The 15,492-nt window shown below is 69.1% G+C and carries 14 protein-coding genes and 1 pseudogene; 4 read left to right on the top strand and 11 right to left on the bottom strand.

The genetic code is table 11. From position 1 onward, the window contains the following. The first annotated feature begins 314 nt into the window (after positions 1-314). Complete coding sequence (locus ACFYO0_RS01115; RefSeq protein ID WP_388668613.1) at positions 315-1,313, top strand: carbohydrate ABC transporter permease; 999 nt, start codon at positions 315-317, stop codon at positions 1,311-1,313. Between the two features lie 2 nt (positions 1,314-1,315). Continuing rightward, on the top strand, positions 1,316-2,170 hold the full coding sequence (locus tag ACFYO0_RS01110; RefSeq protein WP_388668610.1) for a carbohydrate ABC transporter permease: 855 nt from the start codon (positions 1,316-1,318) through the stop codon (positions 2,168-2,170). Between the two features lies 1 nt (position 2,171). On the opposite strand, the gene ACFYO0_RS01105 is transcribed toward ACFYO0_RS01110, so the two are convergent. The 5 genes from ACFYO0_RS01105 to ACFYO0_RS01085 form a co-directional block, all read right to left on the bottom strand. Then, positions 2,172-3,119, bottom strand: a complete 948-nt coding sequence (locus ACFYO0_RS01105) for a formylglycine-generating enzyme family protein (RefSeq protein WP_388668607.1) — start codon at positions 3,117-3,119, stop codon at positions 2,172-2,174. A 43-nt stretch (positions 3,120-3,162) separates the two neighbouring features. Then, positions 3,163-5,505, bottom strand: a complete 2,343-nt coding sequence (locus tag ACFYO0_RS01100) for a SpoIIE family protein phosphatase (RefSeq protein WP_388668604.1) — start codon at positions 5,503-5,505, stop codon at positions 3,163-3,165. 328 nt (positions 5,506-5,833) lie between these two features. After that, positions 5,834-6,355 (bottom strand): MarR family winged helix-turn-helix transcriptional regulator, encoded by a 522-nt coding sequence (locus tag ACFYO0_RS01095; RefSeq protein WP_388668601.1) that lies wholly within the window; start codon positions 6,353-6,355, stop codon positions 5,834-5,836. Positions 6,356-6,436: 81 nt separating this feature from the next. Further along, the gene (locus ACFYO0_RS01090; RefSeq protein WP_388668598.1) at positions 6,437-8,068 is read right to left on the bottom strand and encodes a hypothetical protein; all 1,632 of its coding nucleotides are present in this window, start codon (positions 8,066-8,068) and stop codon (positions 6,437-6,439) included. A gap of 28 nt (positions 8,069-8,096) precedes the next feature. Then, a complete protein-coding gene (locus tag ACFYO0_RS01085; RefSeq protein WP_388668596.1) occupies positions 8,097-10,001 on the bottom strand; it encodes a flavin-containing monooxygenase in 1,905 nt (634 codons plus the stop codon). A gap of 2 nt (positions 10,002-10,003) precedes the next feature. On the opposite strand from ACFYO0_RS01085, the gene ACFYO0_RS01080 reads away from it, so the two are divergent. Next, entirely contained in the window at positions 10,004-10,183 is a 180-nt protein-coding gene (locus tag ACFYO0_RS01080; RefSeq protein WP_388668593.1) for a hypothetical protein, read from the top strand. Here ACFYO0_RS01080 and ACFYO0_RS01075 read toward each other — a convergent pair. The 3 genes from ACFYO0_RS01075 to ACFYO0_RS01065 are packed head-to-tail and all read right to left on the bottom strand — an operon-like array spanning position 10,144 to position 12,502. Then, positions 10,144-10,971, bottom strand: a complete 828-nt coding sequence (locus ACFYO0_RS01075; RefSeq protein WP_388668590.1) for an SDR family oxidoreductase — start codon at positions 10,969-10,971, stop codon at positions 10,144-10,146. The genes ACFYO0_RS01080 and ACFYO0_RS01075 overlap by 40 nt on opposite strands. Positions 10,972-11,025: 54 nt before the next feature. Beyond that, positions 11,026-11,223 (bottom strand): ferredoxin, encoded by a 198-nt coding sequence (locus ACFYO0_RS01070; protein WP_388668587.1) that lies wholly within the window; start codon positions 11,221-11,223, stop codon positions 11,026-11,028. A 37-nt stretch (positions 11,224-11,260) separates the two neighbouring features. Further along, on the bottom strand, positions 11,261-12,502 hold the full coding sequence (locus ACFYO0_RS01065) for a cytochrome P450 (protein ID WP_388668585.1): 1,242 nt from the start codon (positions 12,500-12,502) through the stop codon (positions 11,261-11,263). A gap of 430 nt (positions 12,503-12,932) precedes the next feature. Here ACFYO0_RS01065 and ACFYO0_RS01060 point away from each other — a divergent pair, with 430 nt between their 5' ends. Next, positions 12,933-13,805, top strand: coding sequence for a universal stress protein (locus tag ACFYO0_RS01060; RefSeq protein ID WP_388668582.1), 873 nt, complete (start codon positions 12,933-12,935; stop codon positions 13,803-13,805). A 79-nt stretch (positions 13,806-13,884) separates the two neighbouring features. On the opposite strand, the gene ACFYO0_RS01055 is transcribed toward ACFYO0_RS01060, so the two are convergent. The 3 genes and pseudogenes from ACFYO0_RS01055 to ACFYO0_RS01045 all read right to left on the bottom strand — a co-directional run. After that, positions 13,885-14,244: a nuclear transport factor 2 family protein gene (locus ACFYO0_RS01055; protein WP_388668579.1), complete on the bottom strand. Its 360-nt coding sequence runs from the start codon at positions 14,242-14,244 to the stop codon at positions 13,885-13,887. After that, on the bottom strand, positions 14,237-15,223 hold the full coding sequence (locus ACFYO0_RS01050) for a hypothetical protein (protein ID WP_388668576.1): 987 nt from the start codon (positions 15,221-15,223) through the stop codon (positions 14,237-14,239). Before ACFYO0_RS01050 ends, ACFYO0_RS01055 begins: the two co-directional genes overlap by 8 nt. Positions 15,224-15,372: 149 nt before the next feature. After that, positions 15,373-15,492, bottom strand: a pseudogene (locus ACFYO0_RS01045) (pyridoxamine 5'-phosphate oxidase family protein); the annotation flags it as partial.

Below are 15,492 nucleotides of genomic sequence, written 5' to 3'. Positions count from 1 at the left end.
GCCCGCCCCGCCGGGAACAGGACCCACCGTCACCTTCTCGGCCGTGAAGCGACCGAGCTTGTGCGCTCAGCCGTCCACACCTCGTCACGCTCCCGACTGCCCCCTACGACAGGACGGTCACAGGTCGCATCCACCGCATGACGACCGGACCACCATGCGGTGCGGGACCGGTGACAAGGCCCCACGCCAGGAAGTCCTGGCGACATCGATCCGGTCAACACCACGTACAACCGTCTCCCCGGCCAGGCCGGTTCGTGCCTTCAAGGACTCACGAAACGATCAAGCCATCGTAGCGAGACGCTGGAAGGAACAAGGTGAAATCCGTCGAACCCGCGCACGCCGCGCCCCATGCCCGGGAGCAGGCCCCACCCGTGACCTCCGTCGAACCCGCGCGCCCGGCGCGCTCTGTGCGCAAGAACCGCGACTGGTTGCACGGACTGCTCATGTCCACGCCCGCCGTCGTCGGACTCATCGCCTTCGTCGGTATCCCGTTCGGCTACGCCGTCGTCCTCTCCTTCTACAACGTCCGACTCGGCTCCCCCCTGGAACCGACCTGGTTCGGCATCGAGCACTACCGGCGGCTGTTCACCGACCCCGATCTGTCCGGCCCGTTCCTCAGGTCCCTGCTCAACAACCTGACCTTCGCCGCGGTCGTCGTACCCGTGCAGACCGGTCTGGCGCTCTGCCTTGCGATCCTGCTCAACCGAAAGCTCAAGGCGATCGGCCTGTTCCGGTCCCTGTTCTTCATGCCGGTCGTCTTCCCGATGGCGCTGGTCGCCGTGATCTGGCGGCTCATCCTCGCCCGCAGCGATCAGGGCATGCTCAACTCCGCGCTGGACGCGGTGAGTTTCGGCAACTGGGGCGCCTTCGACTGGCTCGGCGACTCCGCCACCGCGATGGTCTCGATCATCATCCTCTCCATCTGGCAGGGCGTCGGCTTCCAGATGGTCATCCTGCTCGCCGGGCTCCAGAGCATCCCGGGTGAGCTCTACGAGGCCGCCGAGCTCGACCGCGCCTCCCGCTGGCAGCAGTTCCGCCATGTCACCCTGCCCGGCATCCGCGGCACCCTCGTGTTCGTCGCCATGCTCACCTCGGTGCTCTCCTTCCGCGTCTTCGACCAGGTCTACGTCCTCGTCAAAGGCGGCGGCCTCAATGAGGACGCCGCCCGCACCGTGATGTACCAGGCGGTCACCACCGCCTTCGACCAGAACAACATCGGCCAGGCGTCCGCGATCACCGTCGTCTTCTTCCTGATCGTCGTCGTCCTGACCCTCATCCAGCGCCGCGTCGTCCGGCCCGACAACGAGGACTGACCATGAGCATGAACACGGGCCTCACCCGCACTCCCCTGCGCCGCTTCCTCGACTACGCCGTCCTGTCCGTTCTGGCTTTCGTCTTCGCGCTGCCCGCCATCTACCTGCTCATCGGCAGCCTCAAGCCGTCCGACGAAGTCCTGAACGGCCTGTCCGGCTTCCTGCCCATCAACCTGTCCTTCGACAACTACACGGCCGTCCTCGACAGCCTGAACTCCGAGAGCACCGGTTACTTCTGGCGCTTCATGGGTGTCTCGCTGCTGCTGGCGTTCGTGGTGGTGACGGGGGGTCTCTTCGTCAACTCCATGGCTGCGTACGGGCTTTCACGGCTGAAGTGGCGCGGCCAGAACGCCGTGTTCACCCTCATCCTGCTGCTGATGCTGATCCCGTTCGAGTCGGTGGCGGTCCCGCTCTTCTACATGTTCAACGATCAGCGCAACACGCTCCCCATCCTGGCGCTCCCGTTCATCGCCAACGCCTTCTCGGTCTACCAGTTCCACACGTTCTTCCGCACGATCCCGCCGAGCATCGAGGAAGCCGCCCGCATCGACGGCGCGGGCCCCTGGCGCACCTTCTTCGCCATCATCGTCCCGATGTCGAAGCCGGCCTTCGCCTCCGTGGCGATCCTGACCTTCCTCATCCAGTGGGGCTCGTTCCTCTGGCCGGTCCTGATGGTCTCCGATCCGGCGGTACGCCCGCTGCCGCTGGAGATGAGCGTCTTCCAGGCCCAACTGCCCCCGGACTGGGGTCAGATCCTCGCCTTCGGCGTGCTCCTGGTCCTGCCCGTGCTGGTCGTCTTCGTCTTCTTCCAGCGCTGGTTCGTCCAGGGTGTCGCCAGCTCGGCCGTCAAGGGCTGAGTCAGTCGTGCCTGTGGTCCCGTACGCAGCGGAAACCGGTGTTGCCGACCGAGCTGTCCGGGCTGTTGGCGGTGCGGGCCGCGACACGGTAGCGGTTGCAGTAGGAGTCGTGGCACAGGTAGGAGCCGCCGCGCATCACGCGGGCCGTGCCCTGCTCCGGTCCCGTGGGGTCGGTGTGGGGCCCGGTGCCGTGGTCGGTGCCCCACCAGTCGGCGCACCACTCCCAGACGTTGCCGGAGGTGTTGAACAGGCCGAACCCATTGGGCGGGAAGGCGTCGACGGGGGCGGTGCCGACGTAGCCGTCCTCGCCGGTGTTGCGGAACGGGAAGCGTCCCTGCCAGATGTTGCAGCGGTGTTCGCCACCGGGCGTGAGCTCGTCCCCCCACGGGAAGCGCTTCTGGTCGAGGCCTCCGCGGGCCGCGTACTCCCATTCGGCCTCGGTCGGCAGCCGGGAGCCCTCCCACCGGCAGAAGGCGAGTGCGTCGCCCCAGGAGACATGGACCACCGGGTGCTCCCAGCGCCCGTCGAGGCCGCTGCCGGGCCCTTCCGGCGCAGCCCAGTAGGCGCCCTGCACCCCGCACCACCAGGGCGTTCCCTCCGGCCGGGGTGACTCCTTGCGCAACTCCCCCGGCAGAAACCGGGCGAAGACGTACGACCAGCCGAACCGCTCGGCGTCGGTGCGGTAGCCCGTGGCGTCCACGAACGCGGCGAAGCGCTCGTTGGTGACACAGCGGGTGTCGATCTCGAACGGCCCGACGGTCACTTCGCGGACCGGGCCTTCACCGTCACCGGGGTTGGCGTCAGCGTCCTCACCGCCCATACGGAAGGTGCCGCCGGGCAGCGCCACCTTTGAACCGCCGAGCGCAGTGCCGCTGCCGGGAACGGGCGGCTCGGACGCGGCGGGTGCCGCTTCGGAGGACCGGCCGGGTGCACAGCAGTGGGATGTCACGCGGCCCAGTACAACACGCGTCCGGTTCGCCGAGGCGAGCGAGTCAGTCCGGCAGCAGCGGCTGCTGGGCCCAGATCGTCTTGCCGTTGACGGTCTGCCGACTGCCCCAGCGCTGGGTGAGCTGGGCGACCAGCAGCAGACCTCGGCCACCCTCGTCGTAGACGTGCGCCCTGCGCAGATGCGGCGAGGTGGAGCTGCCGTCGGAGACCTCGCAGATCAGTGCGCGGTCGCGGATCAGGCGCAGCTGGATGGGCGGTTCGCCGTACCGGATCGCGTTGGTGACCAGTTCGCTGACGACCAGTTCGGTGACGAAAGCGGTCTCGTCCAGGCCCCACTCGGTGAGCTGCTCGGTGGCGTACTGCCGGGTGGCGGCCACGATTTCGGGGTCCGGCGGGATGTCCCAGGTGGCCACTTGGTCGGCGCCGAGCGCACGGGTGCGGGCCAGCAGCAGGGCCACGTCGTCGGCGGGCTGCGGCGGGAGTACGGACTTCAGCACCGCGTCGCACAGGGCATCCAGCGAATCGGCGGGCACGGTCAGCGCACCGCACAGATCGGCGATGCCGCGGTCGAGGTCGCGGTCCCGCCCCTCGATCAGCCCGTCCGTGTAGAGGGCGATCAACGAGCCCTCGGGCAGCACCAGTTCGGTCGCCTCGAACGGCAGGCCGCCCACCCCGAGCGGCGGGCCGGCGGATATCTCGACGAGCCGCGTGGTGCCGTCAGGCAGCAGGACGGCCGGCGGCGGATGTCCGGCACCGGCCACGGTCAGCCGGCGCGAAACGGGATCGTAGACCGCGTACAGACAGGTCGCTCCCAGCTCCGCGACGTCGTCGGTGGTGCTCTCGTCCGTCGCCAGGTGCGACACCAAGTCGTCGAGGTGGGTGAGGAGTTCGTCGGGCGGCAGATCCACGTCGGCGAGGGTTCGTACGGCCGTACGCAGCCGCCCCATGGTCGCCGACGACTGGAGGCCGTGCCCGACCACGTCCCCGACGACCAGGGCGACCCGGCTGCCGGACAGCGGGATCACGTCGAACCAGTCGCCGCCGATACCGGCCACCGCCCCGCTCGGCAGGTAACGGTGGGCCACCTCCACGGCCGCCTGACCGGGCAGCCCCCGCGGCAGCAGGCTGTGCTGAAGAGCCAGCGCGGTCGACCGCTCCCGGCCGAAGCGGCGGGCGTTGTCCACACAGACGGCGGCCCGGCTCGCCAGCTCCTCGGAGAGAACGACATCGTCACCGGCGTACGCATCCGGATTGACGGCCCGCACGAAGACCGCGACACCCAGTGTCGTGCCACGGGCCCGCAACGGCACCGCCAGCATCGAGTGGACCCGCACGCCGTACTCACGGTCCTTGGCGTCGCGTGCCTCATGGCCGCTCAACCACCGGTCGAAGTCCGGCTCCCCGGCCCCGCTGAGCACCGCCACTCCGTCCATCAGCGCTCGCGCGGGCGGCGAGAACGGCGGATAGGTGTCCGTCTCGCCCAGCTCGACGGCCGCCTCCGGTGTGCCCGTGGTGACGGACCGATGGGCGGCCCGACGCAGCACCACATCGGTGCGCTGTGCCGTCGGCGGTTCGTCCGCTCCGAGGACCCAGTCGAGCAGGTCGACGCTGGCGAAGTCGGCGAAGCGCGGTACCACGAGCCCCACCAGTTCCTCGGCGGTGCGCACCACGTCCAGGGTCGTGCCGATGGAGGCGGCGGCCTCGTTCAGCAGGGCCAGCCGCTGCCGGGCCCAGTGCTGCTCGCTGCTGTCGAACGCCGCCAGGGCGGTCCCGACCAGCTCGCCGGAGGGGGACCGCACCGGCCACATCTCGATGTTCCAGGCGTGGTACCGCGTGCCGGACGGTGACCGGGTGAAGCTCTCGTAGTGAACGGGTTCCCCGGTCTCGGCGACCTGCCGCAGATGCTGCAGGAAGCCCCGGCTGTGGTCGGCGTCCTCCACGGTCTCCGGGTAGTGCCGGCCGACCAGGGTGTCCTCCGGGACCCCCATCACCTGGCAGGCCACATTGTTGAGCCGCACATAGTGCTGCCCGGTGTCGAAGATCGACATCGACATGGACGCCTGCTCGAAGGCCTGCGCCGAGAGGCTGGGCCCCTGCCCGTCGGACCGCTCGGCGGTGACCACGAATCCGGTGGCCGTACCGTCCGCACCCAGCAGAGGGCTCGCCCTCAGGGCCAGCGCGAGCCGGGATCCGTCCCGGTGCCGCAGCACGGCGGTGCCCATCAGCGCGGCGACGAGCTCGGACGGCATGTCCTCGGCGAGCAGCTCCCCCGCCGCCCGGCCCACGGCCTCCTCGGCCGCGTATCCCGTCAGCCTCCGGGCACCCTCACTCCACCCCGTCACCGTGCCCTGTGCATCAAGGATCGCCGAAGCGGCGAGATGCTCCATACGCCCCAGAATGAGGGCATTGCGCCTTCCCATCAACCCGGCTGTCGTCGGTACACAACCGTCTGTCGTCGGCACGTCAACTGGGCTTCCATTGGCAGGGTCGCGACAGCGTCCTCAGCATCGCGGCACGCCAAGGCACCGGTTCGGGCGATCGACGGTGCCACCGCCGTGCACGGCCGGCGGCCCGGCGATGTCGCGTTCTGGGACAACCGCGCCGCCCAGCACCACGCGGTCAACGACAACGCCCCGCGCCGCCGGGGTGGCGGAGCGCGTCGCCATCGAGGGGGGACCGGCCGCACCGACCCGCCCCGCCCTTACGGCACGCGGGTCAGGGTTTGCGGGCCGCCGGGCCGGCTTCCTCTCCCGTGCCGACTTCTGCGGCGTAGGAGAGGAAGTCGTCGACCATGCGGTGGAAGAGCGTGGCGAGCTGCTGGAGTTCCTGGGGTGACCAGTCGGACAGCGCCATCTGCATGCCGCGGGCGCTCATCTCGCGGATGCGGTCGACGGCTTCCTGGCCGGCCTTGGTGATCTGGATGCGCTGGGCGCGGCGGTCGTCGGGGTCGGGTACGCGGGTGACGTAGCCGCCCTTCTCCAGCTGCTGCACCTGCCGGGTCACATGGGAGGCCTCCACGGCCAGCCGGTTCGCCAGCTCACCGGGGCGCATCGGCTCGGAGTCGTCGATCTGCCGCAGAAGTGCCACTGCGGCGCGGTCCAGCGGCACCCCGACCAGCGCCATGAGCCGGTCGTGCTGGCGCGTTCGGCCCATGAGATAGGCGATGCGCGTCAGCGCCCGCTCGATCTCGATCACTTCCGTGGAGGCGGGCGTGGTGGCCGGCGTTGGTGTGGACATAGGGATCACTTTACCAGCTTCTTGCCTAACTCAACTAAATCCACCCGTCCCCGGCCGGCCGCCTGCGCTCCGGTACGCCCCTCATGGTGCACGCCGCGGAGACAGCTTGAGCACGCTCCCCTCGCCGTTGGCCGAAAGAAGCAGGGAACCCTCCGGAGTGACGGCGAGACCGGCGAACTGGCGGGGAGAGCCGGGCATGCCGTGGGCGAACAGCGCGGGCTGTTCGGTGTGGCCGGTCCCTGGGGGCAGGCCGACCGCCAGGTCCTCGGCGTCGACCCTGGTCTCGCCCGTGGCGAGGGAGATCGCCAGCAGCCTGCGGTGCTCGGTGTCCACCGTGAACAGTTCGTCGCCCAGGACCACCAGCCCGTGCGGTGCGCCGAGCCCCTCCGCGACGGCCACCGCCTCTCCCCCGTCGGCTCCCTCGCTGAGCCGGAGCACTGCCCCGCGCCGGTCGTCGCTGACATAGCAGCGCCCCTCCGCGTCGAAGGCCACGTCCACGGGGTGGTCGAGCCCCTCCGCGAGCACGGTGACGGAGTCGTCGCACTCGTCGATCCGTACGACCCGGCCGGCGCCCGACTCGGCGACCACGAGGGAGCCGTCCGGCCCCAGCGCGATCCCGAACGGCTGGTTCAGCCCGGCCGCCCGTTGCCGCGTGGTCTTGTCCACGGGGTCGTGGGTCTGGACGTTCCCGTACTGGGAGGTGAGGTGCAGGAGCCCGCCCGAGGCGGTGATGCCGTGGCTGAAGATGAGCAGCTCCTGCGTGGTCACTTCGCCCGGCTCATCGTCGGCGGTGGGCTCCGGGCGTGCCACTCGGTAGTGGTCGGCGGCGTAGACCGTGCCGCCGAGGTCGATCGTCACCCCGTAGGGGCCGTCGAGTCCGGTGGGCACGATCTCGCGGATGCGGCCGTCGGGGTGCATCTCCGTGACGCCGCCACTGGCAAAGCTGGAGACGTACATGCGGTTCTCTGCGTCGAAGGCCGCGTTGTCCAGGCCGACGACACCGCTGGTGACGATCGACCGGTCGCCGCTGCCGAAGAGGTCGATACGGGTCACGATGCCGGCCACGCCGCGCGACAGAACCGTCAACACCCCGCCCTGGTCGAAGCGCACCGCGACCGGCTCGTGCACGTCCTCCGCGACCAGTTCGGGGGCGCCGCCGTCGGGGGGTATCCGCCAGACCTGGTTGGTGATCATGTGCGGGTAGTAGAGGTAGCCGTCCGGGCCGAGCTGCATCGCGTTGCCGAGGGCCAGCCCCTCGGTGAGCACGACCGGGTCGCCGCCGTCCGGGAACAGCTCGAGCAGGCGGCCGTCCATCTTCATCTCGTTGACGAAGAGGCGGTCGCCAACGCAGGTGATGCCGTTGGGCACCTTCACCTCGTCGGAGACCAGGGTGTATTCGCCCTTGGGGCTCCGGCGCCACACCCTGCCCGGCGTCAGGTCCGCGATGTACATCGAGCCGTCCGCCCCGAAGGCCAGGTCGTCCGGCGCCTGGACCGGACCGTCCAGCGGCACCACCACGTCGACGTCCCCCGAGGCGGGGTCCACGGCGCTGATCTGCCCGGCGATGAACTGAGCGACGTACAGCCGCCCGTCGGGCCCGAAGGTCACGCCGTTCGAACCCCACAGCCGGTTCGGCCGGTTGAGCCGTCTCATGTCCCACCGGCTGCTCGTGGCGGACCGGCGGCCGGTGTCGTCGTAGCGGCTGGGCGCCATGCTCGCTCCCCCTGTCATTCGGCCTGACTCATTCGGCTCCGGCTCCGGCTCCGGCTTCGGCTTCGGCTTCGGCTTCGGCTTCGGCTTCGGCTTCGGCTTCGACGAGCACGTCGTGCATGCCACCGTCCTCACGCCAGCGCCGGAGCAGTTCGTGGAACACGACCGGCCCGTCGCCGTACGACTCGCTGCGCTTCCTCGGCCTGCCCTCGTTGTTGTAGTAGCCGGGTGTGCACTCGGCCTGGAAGGCGTGCAGGTCGGCCGCCTTCTCCCGGATCGTGGCCACCCAGGCGGCCTCCGCATCGGCACTCGGCTCGATGTACCGGGCCCGCCGCTTGCGGGCCTCGCCGACGACCGCGGCCACATGGGTGGCCTGCTCGTCCAGGACGTGCACGAAATTGACGGCGCTGGCGTTCTGCAGCGGGCCGAGCTGGAAGAGGTTGGGAAAACCGTGGCTGTAGAAGCCGTGCAGCGTCTTCGGGCCCTCCTTCATCCAGGTCTCCAGCAGGCTGACACCGCCGCGGCCGTGCACCGGGACAAGTCCGGACAGGATCCCCGAGACGCCGACCTGGAAACCAGTCGCGAAGATGATGCAGTCGACCTCGTACTCGTTCCCGCCGACCACGACCGCGTCCTCGGTGATGCGCTCGACGCCCCCGTGATCGGCCGTGTCCACGAGGGTCACATTGGGCCGGTTGAACGTGTCGAGGTAGTGGTCGCTGAAGGTGGGCCGCTTGCACATATAGCGGTACCAGGGCTTGAGCAGCTCGGCCGTGGCCGGGTCGTCCACGATCGCGTCCACGCGGGCGCGGATCTCGTTCATCTTCTGGAAGTCGGCGAGCTCGTACAGCCGTTCCCGCTCCTCGGGAGACACGTCCGTGTAGCTGTTGCTCGGGATGAGCTTCTGCTGCAGCCGCGCGGTGGAGGTCCACCCGTCGTTCACCAGGTCCTCGTCGGCCCGTCCACCGGTGACGAGCGCGAGGAAGTTCTCCCTGCGGCGCTTCTGCCAGCCGGGAGTGAGCGACTTCGCCCACCGCGGATCCGTGGGGCGCTGGCCGCGTACGTCCACCGAGGACGGGGTGCGCTGGAACAGGTACAGGTGCTGGGCGTCACGTCCCAGATGCGGCACGATCTGGATCGCGGTCGCGCCGGTGCCGATGACCGCCACATGCTTGTCGGCCAGCTTGTGCAGGTTCCCGTCGGCGTCGCCGCCGGTGTACGCGTAGTCCCAGCGGCTGGTGTGGAAGGCATGTCCCCGGTACGTCTCGATGCCGGGGACGCCCGGCAGTTTGGCCTGGCTGAGTGCCCCGCTGGACACGACCACGTATCTCGCCCGCATACGGTCGCCGCGGTCGGTGGCGACGATCCACTCCGACTCGTCCTCGTCCCACCGCAGTTCGGTCACCTGGGTCTGGAAGCAGGCGTCGTCGTAGAGGTCGAAGTGCTTCCCGATGGCCTGTGCGTGCTGCCGGATCTCCTCTCCCGGCGCGTACTTCCACTTCGGGACGTAGCCGAGCTCTTCGAGCAGCGGCATGTAGACGTACGACTCGATGTCGCAGTGGATTCCGGGATACCGGTTCCAGTACCAGGTGCCACCGAAGTCCCCGGCCTGCTCGATGACCCGGATCTCCCGCACGCCCGCCTGGCGCAGTCGCGCGCCGGCCAGCAGACCGCCGAACCCGCCGCCGACGACCAGCGCCTCGACCCGGTCGTGCAGCGGCTCCCGCGGCACGAACTTGGTGTACGGATCGTCTGCGTACGAGGCGAACTCGCCGACGAGGGGCTGGTACTGCCGGTTGCCGTCTGGACGGATCCGGCGGTCGCGCTCGGCCCGGTACTTCTCGCGCAGGGCGTCCGGGTCGAAACCCAGTTCCTCGGGGGTCAGTTCCTCCGAGGTCAAGGGTGTGGTGGCGGACGGATTGTGGGGGTTGGACATCCGTGTCCTCTCTGCTGTTCGTGCTGTCCGTGCTGTCCGTGCTGTCCGCGCTGTCCGCGCTGTCCGTTCTGCTGTCCGTGCTGTCCGCGCTGCCCGTGAGCAACTGTCTTTGTGCGGCGTGCCGTTGGCCGGTCTCCGGCAGTCAGTCCGCCGGCCTGTGCCGACGGATCCAGGCGGCCTGACCGCCGTCGATGAGCAGGTCGGTGCCGGTGACGTAGCGCGATTCCGGGCCGGTGAGGAATGCCGCGGCGTCGGCGATCTCCCCGGTCGTTCCCATCCGGCCCGCGCCGCACGCGTCCACCATCCGCAGCATGTGCGCGCCGGTGTCGGACTCGGCCTCCACCCGCGACATCGCGGTGGAGATCACGCCCGGGCTGAGGGTGTTGATCCGGGCGCCGCGCCGGTTCCAGGCGAGCGCCGCGGCCTCGGCCCGTACGTGGTTGGCGCGCTTGGAGAGGATGTAGGCGCCGATCGCGTTGTCCCCGACGGCGGCGACGGCGGCGAGCCCCATCAGTTCCTCCGCGGGAGCCGTCGCAAGGACGGCTTCCTCCTCCCGGCTCAGGGACGCCATATGACCGGCCATGCTGGAGACGCACACCAGGGACGTGCCCCGGGCGGCCACCTTCTCGAAGGCGTCGATCACGTGCACCGTGCCGACCATGTCGACCTCGAAGATCTTCTGCGCCGACGCGGTCGCGGCGGATACCCCCGCGGTGTGCACCACGGCGGCCAACCGGCCCTCGCCCGACGCCGTTTCCGCGAGCCTCTCGACCGATTTCCGGTCGGACACATCGGTGACCACGCCCTGAGCCGCATAGCCCTCGGAGCACAAGGCATCGACGAGCCGGTCGAGTTGAGCGAGCGAGGCATCGGCGACGAGCACGGTACGCCCGCTGCCCAGCCGCCGCGCGACCGCCGAGCCCATGCCGCCGGCCCCCGTGACCACGAGAACATCAGGACGGTCCGCCATGGACAACCTCCTTGATTTCAGCGCTTGTTGCCGGTCTCGCGGAGAGGAGCGGCCTCACTCGTCCACCAGCCGGATGGCCGCGGCCGGGCAGATCGCCACGGCCTCGCGCACCTCGTCCAGGAGGTCGTCGTCAGGTGTCTCGGCCAGCAGGATGGCGACGCCGTCCTCGTCCCGCTGGTCGAAGACGTCCGGGGAGGCCATGACGCACTGCCCCGATGCCACGCATTTCGGCTCGTCCAGTTCCACACGCATGGTTGCTTCCTTCTGCGATACAGCGGTACGGGGTGGGTCACCAGGTGACGGGCAGGGAGTGGACGCCATAGGTGGTGCCCGTGTGGTCGAACTCCAACTGGTCGATGGTGGTGGTGAGTTGCAGGGTGGGGATACGGCGGTAGAGGGTGCCGTAGACGACCTGGAGCTCCAGTCTGGCGAGGTTCTGGCCCAGGCACTGGTGAGGGCCGTAGCCGAATCCCTGGTGCTGGCGGGCGGGGCGGCTCAGGTCCAGTCGCTCGCTCTCGGGGAACGCTTCCGGGTCCCAGTTCGCGGCGTGCAGATCGAAGATGATGCCGTCCCCGGCACGGATCACCACACCACCGATCTCGATGTCCTCCTTGGCGACCCTGCGCACTCCGGTCTGGAGGATGGTCAGGTAGCGCAGCAGCTCCTCCACCGCGTTCGCGATCACCTTCCGGTCGTCGGTGTCGCGCAGCACGGTGAGCTGGTCGGGGTTCTGCAGCAGGGCGAGCGTGCCGAGGCTGATCATCGTGGCGGTGGTCTCGTGCCCCGCGATGAGCATGGCGACGCCCATGTTGACGGCCTCCGCATGGGCCATCTCGCCGGCCTTGACCCGGCCGGCCATCTCGGACAGCACGTCGTCGCCCGGGTTCTCGAGCTTCTCCCTGAACAAGGTGTCCAGGTACTGGCCCAGTTCGCGGCTCGCCGCCATCGCCTCCTCCGCCGAGAGCGAAGTGTCCAGGACAAGGCCCGCGTTGCGCTGGAAGAACGCGTGGTCCTTGTACGGAACGCCGAGCAGTTCGGCGATGACCAGCGACGGCACCGGCAGGGCGAGCGCCGTGAGCAGGTCGACCGGCTTCGGCCCGGCCAGCATGTCGTCGATCATGCCGTCGACCATCCTCTGGATGGTGGGCCGCATGGCCTCGATCCGCTTGACGACGAACGGCCCGTTGACCGAGCGGCGCAGCCGCGTGTGCTCCGGCGCATCGGTGTTGGTGATCATCTTGGGGGTGTGGGGGGCGATCTGCGCCCGGTGCGCGTTGACGTGCGGAAAGCCGGGCTCACAGTCGTCGTTGCTGACGCGGGGGTCGGTCATCAGGGCCCGCTGGTCGGCATGCCGGGTCACCAGCCAGGGCGTGCCGCCGTTCCAGATCCGGACCTTGCTGATCCCTTTCTCCGCCCGCAACGGCTCCACGGCGGGGGGCGGGGCGAGCGGGCACGCTGCGGCCCGGGGCATCGGATACTCGGGAAGTGGCGCGCTCGCGTGCGCAGGACAGCCGGTCACGGTGTCGGCCATGTCTCTCCTCGGTGGTGGGGGCTCCGAAGGGATCGGATCGGAGACCGGCGACGCGCTGGCCGAAGGCCTCGATGAGCACATGGAAGCGGACCGGACTGACGCCTTCCGGACAGTTACCTGACAGAACGCTGATGTGATCCAGATCACTCGCGAAGGCCGCAGCGCGGGCACCCGAGTCACAGCGGCACAGACATACCACCCGGAGTACGGGAAGTGAACAAACGGTCCGGATACGGCCGTACACGGCTACTCGGAGATCTCCCAACCTCTGGCGCGGCACGCCGAATGGGCGCGCCTCAGGGCGGGCGGGCCGGTCGGCCCTCGTCCGGGACCACTGGCCCATGGCCGACATGATCGCGTCCGTACGAAGCTCATGACAGGGCCGGGGACAGCACCCGCCGCCCGTCGCATCGGACCCCGGAGGCACCCCATGCTTCGCCCCATCGCCGTCGGCGTCGACGGCTCCCCCGAGAGTCTGGCAGCCGCCGACTGGGCGGCCCGCGAGGCACAGCGCCGTTTGCTGCCGCTGCGCCTGGTGCAGGCCTGGCTCTGGCAGCCCCAGGACGTGCCCATCGCCCAGGACCCGGAGGTCCGCAGGCACTGGGCCCTGCGGATACTGCGCGAGGCGGAGCAGAACCTCGGAGGGCGGTATCCGGATCTGCCGATCAGTACCGAGCAGATCGCCGGTACGGCCGCCGAGGTGCTGCTCACGCAGGCGGAGCGGGCCGACATGCTGGTGCTGGGTTCCAGCGGACACGGCACCATCGCGGGCTTCCTGCTCGGCTCCGTCGGCCAGCAGGTGCTCGCCCACGCGGCCGGCCCGGTCGTCATGGTGCGGGCGGACAAGCACGCCGCCGCCGAGGCCCCCGGTGACGAAGTTGTGGTCGCAATCCAGGAGTTGGGCGATCCGGCCAATGAGCCGCTGCAGTTCGCCTTCGAGGCGGCTGCCGCCCGAGGGGCGACCCTGCGCGCCGTACACGCCTGGAATCTGCCCGCCCTGTACGGATACGGCGCGGCCGCCGGTCAACTGGCAAGCCAGGCGGGTGGTCTGGCGGCACTGAAGGAGGAGGCACTGTCGGCGACCCTCGCACCGTGGCGGGAGAAGTACCCCCAGGTGCACGTCACCCAGACCGTCGACCTGTCCTTCGCCTCCGGAGCGGTGCTCCAGGCCGCCGAGCGCGCCGCACTCGTGGTGGTGGGCCGCACGAAACACCGGCCGCCGCTCGGAATGCACGTGGGCCCGGTCGCCCACGCGATCCTGCACCACGCCAAGGCTCCCGTCGCAGTCGTCCCCCACGACTGACGCGTGCTCAACAAGGAGCGGGGAGAAGCCACCATGAAGGCGGCGATCTGACGGGGCGGGTCAGGGGGGTGGCACCCCGTCAGATCGCCGGCCGATAGAAGAACGTGCGCCGCGACGCGATCAGTCCGCCGTCGGTCTCGATCTCGAACCAGTCGCAGAACAGCTCACTCAGCGGCTCACCCGTGCGTGAGACACCTGTGAACTCACCCCAGCAGCAGACCTCGTACGTCCCCGAGACACAGCCGTACAGGCGGTGTGCGCCGCCCGCCACGATGCGCACCTCTCGGTAGAAGTGGTCGATGGCCGCCCGCCCGTGCAGCGGCGCGTATCCGGGGCGCTCGTACCGCGCGGTCTCCGTGAAGAGGCCGGGCAGCGCCGCCCAGTCCTGTGCGTCGATGACGAGGAGCAGTCGCTCGATGACGAGCCGCTGGTCAGGCATTGCCGTTCCGGTCGCGGAGGTGGTGCAGCGTCAGTCGCACACTGTGCCGGTTGCACTGCTGGAACAGGTCGAGCAGACGGTCCGTCAGATCGCCCTGCGGATTCCTGATGATGAAGATTCCAGTCAACTGGAGATGGGCGGCCTCGAGCTGGCCATTGCGCTGAACGTGTTCATTGATCTGCCAGATGATCGATCCGCCCGTCGCCCCGTTTACGGCCTTCCGTTTGAGGACGACGAACGAAATCGGATACTTGGCCGGCACCGCGTCCACATCCACGATGTTTCCCGCCGCTTCACTCCGTCGCTCGATCGAGCGACGGTAGTGACGGAGGTAGCTCTTCTCCACCCAGTCGGAAAGCAAATTCGAAGGACTGTCGAGTGACTGAAGGTTCTCCAGCTGTATCAGCCGGTGGTACTTCACCCGCCGGTCCAGGCACCGCTCAATACGATCCAGATACTCGTCCTGAAGCCGCTCGATCTCCGGATCCGGATCCTGGTGGAAGATCTCGACGAAGGAGTTCACGGCGTAGATCTCATCGCCGTCCCGCGCACTGTCGATGACCTTCCCGGCCTCCTCGTAGAGGCGCGCGGCCTGCGTGTAATGGTCCTGTACCGGGCCATGGCGAGCCGGGTAGTACTTCGTGAACGAGCCGACACGCTCCCGGAACTCATCGAAGGACCGGTGTGTCTCCCTGCTCAGTTTCGCGACCTTCGCCCGGGTGAGCCTGGCCTCCCTGGCCCCGTCGAGGGCGCTGGACACCACGCCGTACACCAGAAAGGCGAGCATGATCAGAATTCCGCTCAGGAGACCAGTCTGCGTCGAACTGATGCGCTTTCCGAACCAGTCCTGAACGAGACTGATCACTCCCGCAAAAGGAATGGCAGCGAAGAAGCCGGCGAGCCATCGACTGATGCCGTACCACGGCCGCCTCTCCTCTTCCTCATCGTCTCCCCCGCCACTATTGCGCGGCCCTGCCATATGTTGCCTCCCCCGAGCGCCACACCCACCGGGTAATCAGATTACCCAGGCAACTCTCCTTGACACGCGCGCATTTGGAGCCCACAGATGTGTTTTGACGGACCGTCCGCCCCCGGCGCGCGAAATGAGCGCACGCCTGCGACCGGCGCTCAGGAGGAGAGGTCGACGCCGTACATGGTGCGCCCGCCGACGAGCTCCCGCCCTGCGACCAGCTCGGCCTCGATGCGGACGAAGGCCTCGCGTGGCGAGGCGGCCCAGGAGCGCAGGCC

Source organism: Streptomyces sp. NPDC006365 (assembly GCF_042870755.1).
Lineage (GTDB): Bacteria > Actinomycetota > Actinomycetes > Streptomycetales > Streptomycetaceae > Streptomyces > Streptomyces xiangluensis.
The sequence above is the reverse complement of the archived record's forward strand: the minus strand, read 5'-3'. Positions and strand labels throughout refer to the sequence as shown.